The sequence below is a fragment of the Novosphingobium aromaticivorans DSM 12444 genome, from assembly GCF_000013325.1.
Lineage (GTDB): Bacteria > Pseudomonadota > Alphaproteobacteria > Sphingomonadales > Sphingomonadaceae > Novosphingobium > Novosphingobium aromaticivorans.
The window spans coordinates 902,287-917,068 of record NC_007794.1; the positions used below are offsets into that span (position 1 = coordinate 902,287).

The 14,782-nt window shown below is 66.0% G+C and carries 13 protein-coding genes and 1 tRNA gene; 10 read left to right on the forward strand and 4 right to left on the reverse strand.

Annotation, left to right across the window (positions count from 1 at the left end; genetic code table 11):
- The first annotated feature begins 235 nt into the window (after nucleotides 1-235).
- Nucleotides 236-2,017, forward strand: coding sequence for a methyl-accepting chemotaxis protein (locus SARO_RS04260; protein WP_011444511.1), 1,782 nt, complete (start codon nucleotides 236-238; stop codon nucleotides 2,015-2,017).
- A gap of 81 nt (nucleotides 2,018-2,098) precedes the next feature.
- On the opposite strand, the gene SARO_RS04265 is transcribed toward SARO_RS04260, so the two are convergent.
- Nucleotides 2,099-2,173: transfer RNA gene (locus tag SARO_RS04265), tRNA-Val, on the reverse strand.
- A gap of 111 nt (nucleotides 2,174-2,284) precedes the next feature.
- Between SARO_RS04265 and SARO_RS04270 the strand changes: the two genes are divergently transcribed.
- A complete protein-coding gene (locus tag SARO_RS04270) occupies nucleotides 2,285-2,584 on the forward strand; it encodes a DUF3297 family protein (protein ID WP_011444512.1) in 300 nt (99 codons plus the stop codon).
- A 48-nt stretch (nucleotides 2,585-2,632) separates the two neighbouring features.
- Here SARO_RS04270 and SARO_RS04275 read toward each other — a convergent pair whose 3' ends face one another.
- Nucleotides 2,633-3,529: a LysR family transcriptional regulator gene (locus tag SARO_RS04275; protein WP_041550128.1), complete on the reverse strand. Its 897-nt coding sequence runs from the start codon at nucleotides 3,527-3,529 to the stop codon at nucleotides 2,633-2,635.
- Nucleotides 3,530-3,633: 104 nt separating this feature from the next.
- Here SARO_RS04275 and SARO_RS04280 point away from each other — a divergent pair, with 104 nt between their 5' ends.
- From SARO_RS04280 to mmsB, 7 genes are all read left to right on the forward strand, one after another.
- Nucleotides 3,634-5,130 carry a CoA-acylating methylmalonate-semialdehyde dehydrogenase gene (locus tag SARO_RS04280; RefSeq protein ID WP_011444514.1) on the forward strand — a complete coding sequence of 499 codons (1,497 nt, stop codon included), beginning with the start codon at nucleotides 3,634-3,636 and terminating at the stop codon, nucleotides 5,128-5,130.
- Nucleotides 5,131-5,204: 74 nt separating this feature from the next.
- Entirely contained in the window at nucleotides 5,205-5,699 is a 495-nt protein-coding gene (locus tag SARO_RS04285) for a hypothetical protein (protein ID WP_011444515.1), read from the forward strand.
- A gap of 11 nt (nucleotides 5,700-5,710) precedes the next feature.
- Entirely contained in the window at nucleotides 5,711-6,025 is a 315-nt protein-coding gene (locus SARO_RS04290; protein ID WP_143004775.1) for an I78 family peptidase inhibitor, read from the forward strand.
- 86 nt (nucleotides 6,026-6,111) lie between these two features.
- A complete protein-coding gene (locus tag SARO_RS04295; protein ID WP_011444517.1) occupies nucleotides 6,112-7,254 on the forward strand; it encodes an acyl-CoA dehydrogenase family protein in 1,143 nt (380 codons plus the stop codon).
- Nucleotides 7,251-8,297, forward strand: a complete 1,047-nt coding sequence (locus tag SARO_RS04300; protein ID WP_011444518.1) for an enoyl-CoA hydratase/isomerase family protein — start codon at nucleotides 7,251-7,253, stop codon at nucleotides 8,295-8,297. Before SARO_RS04295 ends, SARO_RS04300 begins: the two co-directional genes overlap by 4 nt.
- A gap of 113 nt (nucleotides 8,298-8,410) precedes the next feature.
- A complete protein-coding gene (locus tag SARO_RS04305) occupies nucleotides 8,411-9,196 on the forward strand; it encodes an enoyl-CoA hydratase-related protein (RefSeq protein ID WP_011444519.1) in 786 nt (261 codons plus the stop codon).
- Between the two features lie 4 nt (nucleotides 9,197-9,200).
- A complete protein-coding gene (gene mmsB / locus SARO_RS04310; protein ID WP_011444520.1) occupies nucleotides 9,201-10,070 on the forward strand; it encodes a 3-hydroxyisobutyrate dehydrogenase in 870 nt (289 codons plus the stop codon).
- A gap of 47 nt (nucleotides 10,071-10,117) precedes the next feature.
- Here mmsB and SARO_RS20130 read toward each other — a convergent pair whose 3' ends face one another.
- Complete coding sequence (locus tag SARO_RS20130; RefSeq protein ID WP_407667757.1) at nucleotides 10,118-10,897, reverse strand: CHAP domain-containing protein; 780 nt, start codon at nucleotides 10,895-10,897, stop codon at nucleotides 10,118-10,120.
- Nucleotides 10,898-11,021: 124 nt separating this feature from the next.
- On the opposite strand from SARO_RS20130, the gene der reads away from it, so the two are divergent.
- Nucleotides 11,022-12,407, forward strand: coding sequence for a ribosome biogenesis GTPase Der (der, locus tag SARO_RS04320; protein WP_011444522.1), 1,386 nt, complete (start codon nucleotides 11,022-11,024; stop codon nucleotides 12,405-12,407).
- On the opposite strand, the gene SARO_RS04325 is transcribed toward der, so the two are convergent.
- On the reverse strand, nucleotides 12,408-14,690 hold the full coding sequence (locus tag SARO_RS04325) for a TonB-dependent receptor (RefSeq protein WP_011444523.1): 2,283 nt from the start codon (nucleotides 14,688-14,690) through the stop codon (nucleotides 12,408-12,410).
- Between the last annotated feature and the right edge of the window lie 92 nt (nucleotides 14,691-14,782).

Genomic DNA, 14,782 nt, shown 5'->3' on the forward strand with positions numbered 1-14,782 from the left:
CTCCTCGGCAGTCTTCAATCGTCCCGATTTCCCTGCAAGTCCTTGACGTCGGTCAAGATTACGCGTGGTTCGCGCGCGTTCCGGCGGATGCATTCCGGTCCGGTTTGGTTAACGGCCAGGGACGGAACCTCGTTGTTAGCCACTATTGCCGGCTTCCACCGCCCTTAACGGGCCGGGGTCCATGTCCATCGAGCATTGGCCGGAGTTTCCGGCATGGGACGCGAGGGCGTAAGTCATGGCATTTCTTGGAAATCTCAAGATCAGGACAATTTCGATCGCCGGCAACCTGCTTCTCGGCCTGGCGGCCGTGGGTGGCGGGATCGCTTCGGTGGTCGGCGTGGGGGCAATGAAGGAGCAGGTCGTCTTCATCGACGAGAACACCGTTCCGAGCATCGCCCAGATCGGTGACGTTTCGATCGGCGTGATGGAAGCGCGCTTCGCCATGTCGAAGCTCATCCTCGCCTCGACGGATGTCGCCCGGCAGGAGCAGGACGGCACGCTCAACGAGAAGAAGGCGGCTGTCGACAAGATGCTCGAGGATTACCGCGCCAATATATCGGGCGATGAAGAGCAGAAGCTGTTCGACGCCGTCCTGGCAAGCTGGGACGACTGGAAGGCAACGGCTGGACCGATCCGCCAACTGGCGATGCAGGCCCAGATCGATGAAGCGACGCTCAAGTTCAATGACGAACTCGGCCCGCGCGGCGCGGCTCTGGCAAAAGCGCTGGATGCGCTGAGGGACTTCAACGTCAAGCTTGGCGGCGACGCCAGCGATGCGGCCGTCGCAGGTGCGACAAGCACCCGCAGCCTCGCGATGTCGGTCGCGGCCATTTCGGCGTTGATCGCCTCGCTCGTCGTCTTCCTGACCATTGTCCGCATTGCCCGTCCGGTCGCGCAGCTGACCGCGGCGATGGAGGACATGGCTGGTGGCAACCTCGACCGCGACGTGCCCTTCCGCGACCAGCCCGACGAAGTCGGCGGCATCGGTCGCGCGCTGGAATCGATCAAGGACAGCATTGCCCGCCGCACCCGCGAGGAAGCCGAGCAGCGCATGGAAATCCAGCAGCGCATGGTTTCGGGCCTGGCACAGGGGCTTACCGCCCTTCGCGATGGTCGCCTGAACTGCCGCATCGATCAGGCCTTCCCCGAGGAGTACGAAGGTCTGCGCCACGATTTCAACCAGACGATCGAATCGCTGGCGGCGCTCATCGCGCAGGTCGTGCAGGGTTCGGGCAACGTCCGCACCGGGGCGAGCGAGATCGCCAGTGCTGCCGCGGATCTTTCGGGCCGCACCGAAAGCCAGGCCGCAGCGCTGGAGGAATCGGCAGCAGCCGTCCGCCAGATCACCGACTCGCTGCGTGAATCGGCCCATACCGCCAGCGAAGCCAGCAGCGTTGCCGGCGAAGCCCGCCGCGATGCCAGCGCCAGCGGCGAGATGATGGGCCGCGCCGTGAGCGCGATGGAGGAAATCGCCAAGTCGAGCGGCCGGATGGGCGAGATCGTCTCGCTGATCGAGGGCATCGCCTTCCAGACCAACCTGCTCGCGCTCAACGCCGGCGTCGAAGCGGCCCGTGCGGGCGATGCCGGCAAGGGCTTTGCCGTCGTCGCCAGCGAAGTCCGTGCGCTTGCCCAGCGTTCGGCCGAAGCCGCCAGCGAAATCACCGGCATCATCAAGTCCAGCGAACGCGAAGTGGGCGACGGTGTGCAGGTGATCGGCCAGACTCAGGAAGCGCTCGACCAGATCGTCCGCCACACTGCGCGCCTGTCGGACATGATCGGAACGATTGCCGAGGCGACCAGCCAGCAGTCGGCGGCGATCAGCCAGGTCAACACCGTCGTCGGCGACATGGACCGCATCACCCAGCAGAACGCCGCGCTTGTCGAGGAATCGACCGCAGCCTCGCAGAACCTCGCCAATGCGGCGGGCACCCTGTCGCAGCTGGTCGAGCGCTTCGACCTGGGCGACAGCCGTGGCCGTGCCCCGGCACAGGCAGCCCCGCGCCGCCTGGCCGCCTGATCGAAGCGACACGTCCGGACAGCGGGGCATGGCCATTGGCCGTGCCCCGTTTTCCATTCCGGCGATCAGCTATGTCGGGAATGGTGGGCGCGACAGGGATTGAACCTGTGACCCCACCCGTGTGAAGGGTGTGCTCTACCGCTGAGCTACGCGCCCGTCAGAGAAGGCCAGCCTTGCATCAGCTCGGGCGACCGCTTGACAGGGGCGCGCCTCTACGACGGCTTCGCTTGATTGACAAGTGGGGCAATCAAGATAATTGCGCGGGCTATGAGCGAAGAAACCATCCAGCCCGAAACTTCCGGTCCCGACGTTCCGCCGGACCGTCTCGCCATCCACCCGCGCAGCGCGCATTTCGATGCCGAGAAGCTGCGCCGCGGCGTGGGCATCCGCTTCAAGGGCGTGGTGCGCAACAATGTCGAGGAATATTGCATTTCCGAAGGTTGGGTGCGCGTCCAGGCCGGCAAGACCATGGACCGCAAGGGCAATCCGCTGACGATCAAGCTCAACGGTCCCGTCGAAGCCTGGTACGAGGACCTCGGCGAGGACGCGCCGGTCGCCAAGGCCTGACTCGATTTCCACTCCGTTCCTGCCTGGGGCGGGAACGGGGAGGATGTTTCAGCGGGGCAACAGCCGTCCCCGTTCCCGCGCCACGAGCGCGGTCAGCCAGTCCTTGAAGGCGCGCACCCGCGCCAGGTTGTGCGTGTCCTTGTGCGTCACCAGCCAGAACGAGCGGGTGATCCGGCGGTCTGGCAGGACCGGCACTAGCCACTTGTCAGAATCGCCGATGAAGCAGGGCAGCACGCCTATTCCCGCGCCCGCCGCGATCATGCGGTGCTGTGCATTGATCGACGATGAGCGCACCGTGGCCGAAAGGTCCGGCTCGATCTCGGCCAGGTAGCGCAGCTCGGGCGCGTAGAGCAGGTCGGGGATATAGCCGACGAGGCGATGGCCCCGGGCGAGTTCGGCCGGACGTTCCGGCCAGCCTTTCTGCGAAAGATAACCGCGCGTGGCATAGAGCCGCAGCGTGTAGTCCGAGAGCTTGCCCGCAATCACCGGCCCGGCGCGTGGGCGCGACAGGGTTACAGCCAGGTCGGCCTCGCGCTTCGACGGGCTGAGGAAGCCCGAGGAGGCGACCAGATCGACCACCAGCCGGGGGTTGGCCTCCACGAAGCCGCGCAGCGCCGGGGCCACGATCCAGCTTCCGAAGCCTTCGGAAAGGCTGGCGCGCAACAGGCCGGCGATCCCGCCGCCGCCGGCTGCATGTTCGGCGATGCGGCTGGCGGCCTGGTCCATCGCCTCGACTTCGGCCAGCATCGCCTCGCCGGCCTCGGTCAGGACCTGTCCCTCGCGCGTCTGTTCGAACAGGGTGGCGCCGGTCCGCGCTTCGAGACGGCGCAAGCGTCGCCCGATCGTGGTCGCATCCACCCCCATCGCGGAGGCGGCGCGGGCCAGTTGTCCGGCGCGGGCGACGGCGAGAAAAGCCTGAAAGTCGTTCCAGTCGTTCGAGTGCATGAAGTAGCCTGCAAATTTGCAGGTAGACCTCGCATATTCGCTTGTTGCCTGCAATCTGTCGCAGGCGCATCACGCCCGCCAAGTTTTGGCGAAAGAGGAATCACATGCGCCTGATTGACCATTTCATCGTCGGCGGCCCCGGTGGCGCGCCTGCCCGCAAGAGCCCGATCTTCGATCCCAACAATGGCGGCGTGCAGGCCGAAGTCGCGCTCGGCACCGCAGAGACGCTCGAGCGCGCGGTGCAGGCCGCGCTGAAGGCGCAGCCGGCATGGGCCGCGACCAATCCGCAGCGCCGCGCCCGCGTGATGTTCCGCTTCAAGGAACTGGTCGAGGCCAACATGGACAGCCTCGCCCACATGCTCTCGTCCGAGCACGGCAAGGTCATCGCAGACTCCAGGGGGGACATCCAGCGCGGCCTCGAGGTCGTCGAGTTCGCCTGCGGCATCCCGCACGTCCTCAAGGGCGAATATACTCACGGCGCGGGGCCGGGCATCGACGTCTATTCGACCCGCCAGCCCATCGGCATCGGAGCCGGCATCACGCCGTTCAACTTCCCCGGCATGATCCCGCTGTGGATGAGCGCGATTGCCATCGCCACCGGCAACGCCTTCATCATCAAGCCGTCCGAGCGCGATCCTTCGGTGCCGGTGCGCCTCGCTGAGCTGTTCATCGAAGCAGGTCTTCCCGAAGGCATCTGCCAGGTCGTCCACGGCGACAAGGAAATGGTCGACGCGATCCTCGATCACCCGGCGATCGGCGCCATCAGCTTCGTTGGATCGTCGGACATCGCGCACTACGTGTACAATCGCGGCGTTGCCGCCGGAAAGCGCGTGCAGGCGATGGGCGGGGCCAAGAACCACGGCGTGGTCATGCCCGATGCCGATCTCGACCAGGTCGTGAACGACCTGTGCGGCGCCGCTTTCGGCTCTGCCGGCGAACGCTGCATGGCACTGCCAGTGGTCGTGCCCGTCGGCCATGACACCGCCGAGCGCCTGCGCGCCAAGCTGATCCCGGCGATCCACGCGCTCAAGGTCGGCATCTCGACCGATCCCGAGGCGCACTACGGTCCGGTGGTGACCCAGGCGCACAAGGAAAAGGTCGAAGGCTGGATCGACAAGTGCATCGAGGAAGGCGGCGAACTCGTCGTCGACGGTCGCGGCTTCACCCTGCAGGGGCACGAGAACGGCTTCTTCGTCGGCCCGACGCTGATCGACCATGTCACGCCCGACATGGACAGCTACCACAACGAGATCTTCGGCCCGGTGCTGCAGATCGTGCGCGCCGAGAACTTCGAGCAGGCGCTCGAACTGCCGAGCAAGCACCAGTACGGAAACGGCGTCGCCATCTTCACCCGCAACGGCCACGCCGCGCGTGAATTTGCCGCCCGCGTCAACGTCGGCATGGTTGGCATCAACGTGCCGATCCCGGTGCCTGTGGCCTACCACACCTTCGGCGGGTGGAAGCGTTCGGCGTTCGGTGACACCAACCAGCACGGCATGGAAGGCGTGAAGTTCTGGACCAAGGTCAAGACCGTCACGCAGCGCTGGCCGGATGGCTCGCCCGACGGCGGCAACGCCTTCGTCATCCCGACGATGGGCTGATCTGCGGGCTTTAGGAAAGGATCGCTCCGGTGCGCGTTGGTTGTGCCATCTGCAACTGCACCGGAGCATTCCCGATGAAGCGTCTTGTCCTGCCCCTCCTTGCCGCACCGTTTGCACTGGCGGCCTGTTCGGACCCGGCACCCGCGCCCAGCGACCCGGCGACCAGCGCGGCCGTCGTCGAACCGGCGCCTTCGCAGTCGATGGTGCCCCCGGTGGGGGCGAGCGCCGACGGCACGGACGTCGCCGCACAGGGCGCGACGTTCCCTTCGGCCATGCGCGGCAGGTGGGGGCTGGTGGCGAACGACTGCGATCCCACCCGGGGCGACAACAAGGGCATCATGACCATAGGCGAGAACGACGTCAGGTTCTATGAATCGGTGGCCGAGATCGGGAAAGTCGCGGACCGGTCGGACCGGAGCCTGCGTGCGATGTTCGACTACGAGGGCGAAGGCATGGCCTGGCTGCGCGACGCTCGTTACGAACTGGCGGACGGGGGACGGACCCTTGTCCTGACCGAGTTCGGCGACGATGCGCCGCAGGGCCCGCGCCGCTACAGCCGCTGCAAGTGAGAGAGGGTGCGATGACCGGAATGCCGACCGCTTGCGCCGCCGCTGCTGCTGCCGCGCTGCTGCTTGCAGGCTGCACCGCTGCCCGGACGCCCGCAGCGGCCGAACTGCCCACCGCTCCGGCGGGCGAATGCAACGCCGCCGCCGCACAGGTTCACCTGGGGCAGAAGGCAACGGGCGAGCTTGGCGTGGAACTGCTGCGGCAGACAGCTGCGCGCGTCCTGCGCTGGGTTCCGCCGCGCACGGCAGTGACCATGGACTACCGCGCCGACCGCGTGACGGTCGGCTATGACGATGACTACACGATCGTCCGCATTTCCTGCGGATAGCACTGGACAGCATGGGCGGCGAACCATATCCGCCGCCCAGCTTGAGTTTAAGGGCACGGTTAACCTCGTGTGACGGGAAGAGAGAGATGACCGAACAGTTCGCGCTGACCGAAGACCAGATCGCCATCCAGGACATGGCGCGGCGCTTCACCGCCGACGCCATCACGCCTTTCGCGGCACAGTGGGACGAGGACCACACCTTCCCGCGCGACACGATCAAGGCGGCGGCGGAACTGGGCTTCGCGGCGATCTATGTCAGCGAGGAATCCGGCGGGATCGGCCTTGGCCGTCTCGAGGCCGCGCTCATCATGGAAGCCATGGCCTATGGCTGCCCGGCGACCAGTGCCTTCATCTCGATCCACAACATGGCCGCTTGGATGATCGACAAGTTCGGCGGCGACGAGATCAAGAGCCGTTACCTGCCCAGTCTCGTCACCATGGACCAGATCGCAAGCTATTGCCTGACCGAGCCGGGTTCGGGCTCCGACGCGGCGGCGCTCAAGACCACGGCTCGGCTGGAAGGTGACCACTACGTCGTCAACGGCACCAAGCAGTTCATTTCGGGCGGCGGGGTCAACGATCTCTACGTCACCATGGTCCGCACCGGCGATAATGGTGCGAAAGGCATTTCCTGCCTGGTGATCGAGAAGGACATGCCGGGCGTCAGCTTCGGCGCGCCGGAGCGCAAGCTGGGCTGGAATGCCTCGCCCACCGCGCAGGTCATCTTTGACAACGTCAAGGTGCCTGTCGCCAACCGCGTCGGCGCCGAGGGCGACGGCTTCAAGTTCGCGATGGCCGGTCTCGACGGCGGCCGCCTCAACATCGGCGCCTGCTCGCTCGGCGGTGCGCAGCGCTGCCTTGACGAGGCCGTGGCCTACGTCAAGGACCGCAGCCAGTTCGGCAAGGCCATCGCCGAGTTCCAGAACACCCAGTTCCAGCTCGCCGACATGGCGACCGATCTCGAAGCCTCGCGCGCGCTGCTCTACCTCGCGGCGGCCAAGGTCACCGCAAACGCACCGGACAAGACCCGCTTCTCGGCCATGGCCAAGAAGCTCGCCACCGACAACGGCTCCTCGATCGTCGATCGCGCACTGCAGATGTTCGGCGGCTACGGCTACCTGCGCGATTACCCGATCGAGCGCTTCTGGCGCGACCTTCGCGTCCACCGCATCCTCGAAGGCACGAACGAAGTCATGCGCATGATCGTGGGAAGGGACCTCTTGAAGTGATCGACGAAGTACTTGCCAAACGCGAAGGCGCCGCCGGCATCCTTTCGCTCAACCGGCCCAAGGCGATCCACGCGCTGACGCTGGACATGGTCCATGCGATGACTGCCTCGCTTCTCCAATGGCGTGGCGATGCCTCGGTTGGCGTGGTCCTGATCGACCATGCCGAAGGGCGTGGTTTCTGCGCGGGCGGCGACATTGCCTTCCTGCGCAATTCGGCGCTGAACGACGGGGGCACCTCGGGTCGCAGGTTCTTCCACGACGAATACCAGCTCAACCACCTGCTGATGACCTACGGAAAGCCCGTGGTGGCCTTCATGGACGGCATCACCATGGGCGGCGGCGTCGGCATTTCCGGTCCGGCGACCTACCGCGTAGCCACCGAAAGCACCAAGCTCGCCATGCCCGAAACGGGGATCGGCCTGTTTCCGGACGTCGGTGGCGGCTGGTTCCTTTCGCGGCTGAAGGGGCGGCTTGGCCAGTACCTTGCGCTCACCGGCGCGCGGCTGGACGGCGCGGAATGCCTCTGGGCGGGCCTTGCCAGCCATTACCTGCCGGCGGAGAATCTGGCCGAGGCCAAGGCACGCATCGCCGCCGATCCCGCCTCGATCCCCACCATTCTGCGCGAACTTTCCGCCGTCCCGCCCGAGCCGAAGATCGCGGCCCATGCCGCCGAGATCGAGCGGCTGTTCGCTTCGGACCGCTACGAGGACATCCTTGGCGCGCTCGATGCGGATGGTTCGGATTTTGCCGCGGCCACGCTGGCGACCCTTCGCACCAAGAGCCCGCAGACCTGCAAGGTCGCACTGCGCCAGCTCGCCACGAGCCTGACCCTGCCCGATTTCGCCGCCAACATGGCGATGGAGTATCGGGTCGGTTCGCGCGTGCTCGTCCTGCCCGACTTTGCCGAGGGCGTGCGCGCGGTCATCGTCGACAAGGACCACGCTCCGAAGTGGTCGCCTGAGACGGCGGAAGGCGTTACCGACGACCTCCTCGACCAGATTTTCGCGCCGCTTCCGCCTGCGGAGGAATGGCAGCCACTTTAAGAGCAGCGTCATGCTGAACTCGTTTCAGCATCCATCGTGCCCCACGCGCGATGCTCCGAATTGAAACATGGACCCTGAAACAAGTTCAGGGTGACGAATTGCAGGAGGCATCAATGGCCGAGTACGAAACCATCCTCGTCGAACAGAAGGGTGCTGTCACCCTCATCACTCTGAACCGCCCGCAGGCGCTCAACGCGCTCAATTCGCAGGTGCTGGCCGAGCTGATCGAAGCCTTCGCCGCCTACGAGGCCGACGCCTCGCAGCGCTGCGCCGTGCTGACCGGATCGGGCGAGAAGGCTTTTGCCGCCGGGGCCGACATCAAGGAAATGTCGGAAAAGCCCGCCGCCGACTTCTATAACGAGGACTTCTTCTCGAAGTGGACCAGCCACCTCGTGAAGACCACCCGCAAGCCCTGGATCGCTGCCGTGAACGGCTTTGCTCTGGGCGGCGGCTGCGAGCTTGCCATGATGGCGGACTTCATCATCGCTTCCGAGAACGCGAAGTTCGGCCAGCCCGAGATCAAGCTTGGCGTTGCCCCCGGCATGGGCGGCTCGCAGCGCCTGACCCGCGCGGTGGGCAAGGCCAAGGCGATGGACATGTGCCTGACCGGCCGGATGATGGACGCCGCCGAAGCCGAGCGTTCGGGCCTCGTTACCCGCGTCGTGCCGCTGGCCGATCTGCTGGCCGATGCGCTCAAGACCGCCGAGACCATCGCCGCGATGCCGCCGATGGCGGCTGTCGCCAACAAGGAAATGGTCAACGCCGCGTTCGAGACCACGCTAGACCAGGGCCTGCTGTTCGAACGCCGCGTGTTCCAGATCCTCACCGCCAGCGAGGACAAGGCCGAAGGCATGAAGGCCTTCATCGAAAAGCGCCCCGGCGTGTGGAAGGGACGTTAAGCCCATGAAAATCGCATTCATCGGCCTCGGCAACATGGGCGGCGGCATGGCCGCGAACCTCGTCAAGGCAGGCCACGACGTCCACGCCTTCGACCTTGCCGAAGCGGCCCTCGAACGAGCCAGGGAAAACGGCTGCACCACCTACACTTCGGTCAAGGAAGCCGTGCAGGGTGCCGATGCCGTCGTCTCGATGCTGCCCAACGGCGCCATCGTGAAGTCGGTCTATGCCGCCGACGTGATCGGCCAGGCCCCGACCTCGGCGCTCCTTCTCGATTGCTCGACCATCGACGTCGCCACCGCGCGCGAAGTCGCCTCGGCAGCCGATACGGCGGGCTATGTCATGGTCGATGCTCCCGTTTCGGGCGGCATCGCGGCTGCCAACGGCGGCACGCTGACCTTCATGGTCGGCGGTAGCGACGAGGCTTTCGCCCGTGCCGAGCCGATCCTTGCCGCGATGGGCAAGGCGGTGATCCACGCCGGTGCCAGCGGTGCGGGGCAGGCGGCCAAGATCTGCAATAACATGCTGCTCGGCGCCTCGATGGTGGCCACCTGCGAGACCTTCGCCATGGCGGAGAAGCTTGGGCTCGATCTTCAGACCTTCTACGACATCTCGTCCAAGGCTTCGGGCCAGTGCTGGTCGATGACGTCGTACTGCCCGGTCCCCGGTGTCGGCCCGCAGAGCCCCGCCGACAACGGCTACCAGGGTGGCTTTGCCACCGCGCTGATGCTGAAGGACCTCAAGCTTGCGATGGCGGCTGCCCAGGATGCCGGAGCGCAGGTTCCGATGGGCGCGCGTGCGGAAGAGCTTTACGAAGCCTTCGCCAACGCCGGCAACGCCGGGCTGGATTTCTCGGCGATCATCAAGTCGCTCTAGAATGGCGTTCCGTTGCGCCCCCGCCCAATGCGGGGCGCAACGGCAGGTCAGCGCATCTTCGCGGCGATGATGCGGCCAATGGGGTCGTCGGCCAGTTTCGGATCAAGCTTGGCCGGACGCGACGGCGCCTGCTTGGGCGCCGTGTAGCTATAGGCCAACTGGCGGCGCACCGGGGCCGCCTTGACCTCGACTTCGGGCCGAACGCCGCGCAGGAAGTCGGCGCCGATGGCCTGCCTGGGCGCTTCGGCAGCCCTAGCCTTGGGCATCGGTTCGGTTGACGACAGGACTGCAAGACGGTCCGCCTTGCGCGCCTTTTCCGGATAGATGAAGCCGTTGACCGGCCAGGCCGTGGTGCCCAGATTGCCGATCGGCGCGTACCACACGCGCACTTCGCTCCAGTCGTTGGCGGGAGACACGTCGACGGCGCGCACGTCGTTCTCGATCTGGCCGCGGCGCCCGTCGATGGGCGACCAGTTGGCGTGGCGCAGAAGCACGGTGCGCGAATCGATCACGCGGCTCACGGCTGCGACATGGCCCAGTTCCATCCGGCCATAGGGACGGAAGCTCATCACCGCGCCCACCTTGGGACGGCTGCCACGGGCATACTTGCCCTCTGCCTGGTCCCACCAGGTTAACGCATCGCCATAGATCTGGATGCCGCTGATCTGCCGCGCATAAGGGACGCATTGGAGATAGGGCAGGCCTATTTGATCTGATTCGGAGATACCGTCAGGGCGCGAAGAATCGCGGATTTCCGCGGCATTCGATGGCGTGGCCCACAACATCAGGCAGCACACCCCGGCAATGTGGCAGATCTTTTCCCTCATTCCGGCAATTATCTGCCGCCTTGGTTATGTTCATACTCCCGTGAATGGTTAATGGCGGCATAACGAATGCACCGGACTTAAAGCCGTGCTTGCGTTCACGCGCAGGAACAGCCACGGAAAAACCATGCGCCCTCAGGTAATCATCATCGGACGCCCCAATGTGGGCAAGTCCACGCTGTTCAACCGACTCGTCGGCAAGAAGCTGGCGCTGGTCGACGACCAGCCGGGCGTGACCCGCGACCGCCGTTTTGGCGATGCTTCTCTACTGGGTCTCGACTTCACCATCGTCGATACCGCCGGTTGGGAGGACGAGGACCCCTCGACGCTGCCCGGCCGCATGCGCAAGCAGACAGAGGCTTCGCTCGTCGGCGCGGATGTCGCCTTGTTCGTCATCGATGCGCGCGCGGGCGTCACGCCGCTGGACGAGGAAATCGCCCGTTACCTGCGCCAGAGCACGGTGCCGATCGTACTCATGGCCAACAAGGCCGAAGGCCGCGCCGGCGATCCCGGGATTTTCGAGGCATTCTCGCTCGGCTTCGGTGAACCCGTCGCCTTTTCCGCCGAACATGGTCAGGGCCTTGCCGACCTTTTCGAGGCGCTGCTGCCGCTGATCGGCGAAAAGCAGGACGACGAGGACGGCGAAGGTGAAGAGGCCGAGGACGAGGAAGAGGAGTTCGATCCCGAATCCGTTCTCAAGCTGGCCATCGTGGGCCGTCCCAACGCCGGCAAGTCGACGCTGATCAACAAGCTGCTCGGCGAGGATCGCCTGCTGACCGGGCCGGAAGCCGGGATCACCCGCGATTCCATCGCCATCGACTGGCAGTGGTTCGATCCGGAACGCGAAGCCTATCGCCCGGTCCGCCTGATCGACACGGCCGGCATGCGCAAGAAGGCGCAGGTCACCGACAAGCTCGAAAAGCTTTCTGTCGCCGACGCGCGCCATGCCATCGATTTCGCCGAAGTCGTGGTGCTGGTTCTCGATGCCACGCGCGGGCTTGAACATCAGGATCTCAAGATCGCCTCGATGGTGATCGAAGAAGGCCGCGCACTGATGATCGCGATCAACAAGTGGGATGTCGCCGAAGATCCTTCGGGCCTGTTCCAAGGTATCCGCAAGGCGCTCGACGAAGGGCTGGCGCAGGTGCGCGGCGTGCCATTGCTCGCCATTTCGGGCCGCACCGGCAAGGGATTGGACGAACTGCTGAAAGCGGCCTTCGAAATCCGCGCCGCCTGGTCGAAGCGCGTGCCGACCGCCGCTCTCAACCGCTGGTTCGACGACGCGCTCGCCGCCAATCCGCCGCCCGCGCCCGGCGGACGCCGGATCAAGCTGCGCTACATCACCCAGGCCAAGACGCGTCCCCCCGGTTTCGTTCTGTTCGGCACGCGTCTGGACCAGTTGCCCGAAAGCTACCGGCGCTATCTGATCAACGGCATCCGGCGCGAGCTGGGCTTCGATGCCGTGCCGATCCGCCTGACCCTGCGCAGCCCCAAGAACCCGTTCGCCAAGTAGTCAGAACGCTGCCTTGACCCCGACGCTCCACCGGCGCGGGGCGGCGGGCCCGAGGGCGCGCGGGTCCTGCGCGTCGGGCGCTTCGGCAAGATAGACCTCGTCGATTTCGGCAAAGGTGCCGAACGTCGCGTACTTGCGGTCGAACAGGTTGCGCACTTCGCCGAACAGCGAGACGCCGCGCACGATCTGAAGCGCGGCGCGTGCGTTGAAGACCGCATAGCCGGGGACCTCGGGCACCTCGTTCGCTTCGTCGCCGACGAGCCGCACCCCCGATCGCACGATCATGTCCGCGCCCAGAGACCACCCCTTGCCGGCATAGTCGGCGGCAAGGCTGAGCCCGTGACGCGCGATCCCGGGCAGGCGGTCTCCCGGGCGGACCGTGATCGTTCCATCCGCCGCCGCGAAGGGGTTGGAAGGGCTGGACAGGACGAGCGGGTCGAGGAACCGTGCATCGGTGAAGGCATAGCTTGCCGAAACCTGCCAGCCGCCCTTGCTGGCGCGCGCGGTCAGCTCCGCGCCCTGGCGCCGGGTCCTGCCGATGTTCTGGAAGTATGCACGCCCCCTGATGCGCGAGGCGATGTGCTGGATGTCATCGGTGTTGGTGGTGCGATACCCCGACAACAGCCAGCTTGCCTGCCATCCTGCCAGGCGGCCACGGCCCGATGCACCGATTTCCCAGGTCCGGGCCACGACCTGCCGCAGATGGGGATCGGCCACGAAGAAGTTGGCCAGGCTGCACGGAGCGTTCTCGTCGGCGCAGGAAAGCTCCGCCGGGGTGGGATTGCGGCTGTTCTCAGCATAGCCCGCGCGCAAGGCCAGCGAGGGCCGGACCTGCCAGTCCAGTTCAAGCCCCGGGTTGACCCGCGCATAGACGTGTTCGCCGTTGAGCGCGGTGCCGATGCGATCGTCCAGCCGGACGCGGGCATGGTTGTAGCGCAGGCCGATTTCGGCCGAGAGCCTGGAGGTGAGCGGCAGCAGGTTCTGGGCGAAGAGCCCCCAGTAGCGGGTATGGGATATGACGCCGACCGGACCCACGGCGCCATCGGACTGGACGATCCTCGGGCCAAGCCCTTCGACGCTCCGGTTCGGCGTCAGGACGCCGAGTTCCACCGATGTGCCGAACCGCGTCCTGCTCGTGTCGAAGCTGGCGCCCACGATCAGGTGATTCTCGCCCTCGCCAAGGGGCCTGCGGTCCGCGATCTGCACCAGCACGCCCATGGCTCTGGTCTGCGCCTCGCCGCGGTTGAGTACGCCGAAGGCACCGTCCCCGGCAGGCGTCGCAATGGCCTGCCCGCCGGCATCGGTCAGGAAGGCCTCGTCATCGCCGGCTTCCAGGCAGAGGAGGGCTTCGTCGTCGTCGCAGGGTTCGATGTCGGCGATGTCGCCGTTCACCGTCTTCAGCTTCAGGTCCTGCGCATAGAGCGTCGCCTCGATGCGGGTCCGCTCCGAGAGCGCGACCCAGGGGTGCAGGCTGGCGCGCTGGAATTGCGACTTGCTCCTGTCGGGCCAGCTCAGCACCGACTTGCGCCGCGCCGCCAGCAGTTCGACTGGCGCGACGCCATTGCCGGTAAGGTCGGTATCCGCGCCAAGCAGCTTGAGATGAAGCCCGCCGCCCGCTGTGTCGAAACCCACGTCGGCAAGGCCGTTGGTCAGCCGTGACGGGCTGAAGTCGCGCCATCCGTCCTCGCGCCGATGCTGGCCCGCGACGTACCACGATATGGCGCCCTTGCTGCCCCCGGCCGATACGCTGCCCTCGCGTTCGCCATAGGCCCCGGCAGAGAGCGCCGCCTCGATGCCTGGCGCGCTCCGTCCGTCGTGCGTGGTCAGCAGGATCGCGCCGCCAAGGCCGTTGAGCCCGTAGACCGGGCTGGCATCGAGGACGTCGACCCGGCGCAGCGCGACCTCGGGTATGAGGTCGAAGCCCACCGTATCGCCAAAAGGCTGGTTGAACCGGCCGCCGTCGAGATAGGCGGCAAGGCCCTGCGCCTGTCCCTGGAGCGGGGATGCCGTGAAACCGCGATAGACGAGGTTGGGTTGCCAGGGATTGCCCTGCGCATCCTGCAGGCTGATCCCCGCCACCGTCCGGGCAAGCGCGGAAAGGAGATCAGGCTGACCCGCGCGGTCGATGTCCCCGCTGCCGAGCGCGAGACCATCGTCCCGGTCGATCGCGCCACCGGGCGCCGCGATCACCGTAACCACTGGCGGTTCGGCAATTTCCTGCGCCAGCGCGGAGCCGCAGCATGTCGACAGCAGTAGGCAGGTTGACGTCAGGGCAAGGCGCACGGGACATTCTCTCCGGTTCAGCTTTTTTCCAGCTAAAGCGGGGGCTTGCGCAGCGCACAAGCCTAACGTGCGTTATAAATGGATGAACGCGG

Coding starts and splice junctions, on each gene's coding strand:
- SARO_RS04285 (WP_011444515.1), top strand. CDS start 5,205: ATGAAGCGTCTTGTCCTGCCCCTCCTTGCCGCACCGTTTGCACTGGCG.
- SARO_RS04270 (WP_011444512.1), top strand. CDS start 2,285: ATGAGCGAAGAAACCATCCAGCCCGAAACTTCCGGTCCCGACGTTCCG.
- der (WP_011444522.1), top strand. CDS start 11,022: ATGCGCCCTCAGGTAATCATCATCGGACGCCCCAATGTGGGCAAGTCC.
- SARO_RS04305 (WP_011444519.1), top strand. CDS start 8,411: ATGGCCGAGTACGAAACCATCCTCGTCGAACAGAAGGGTGCTGTCACC.
- SARO_RS04290 (WP_143004775.1), top strand. CDS start 5,711: ATGACCGGAATGCCGACCGCTTGCGCCGCCGCTGCTGCTGCCGCGCTG.
- SARO_RS04295 (WP_011444517.1), top strand. CDS start 6,112: ATGACCGAACAGTTCGCGCTGACCGAAGACCAGATCGCCATCCAGGAC.
- SARO_RS04280 (WP_011444514.1), top strand. CDS start 3,634: ATGCGCCTGATTGACCATTTCATCGTCGGCGGCCCCGGTGGCGCGCCT.
- SARO_RS04275 (WP_041550128.1), bottom strand. CDS start 3,529: ATGCACTCGAACGACTGGAACGACTTTCAGGCTTTTCTCGCCGTCGCC.
- SARO_RS20130 (WP_407667757.1), bottom strand. CDS start 10,897: ATGAGGGAAAAGATCTGCCACATTGCCGGGGTGTGCTGCCTGATGTTG.
- SARO_RS04260 (WP_011444511.1), top strand. CDS start 236: ATGGCATTTCTTGGAAATCTCAAGATCAGGACAATTTCGATCGCCGGC.
- mmsB (WP_011444520.1), top strand. CDS start 9,201: ATGAAAATCGCATTCATCGGCCTCGGCAACATGGGCGGCGGCATGGCC.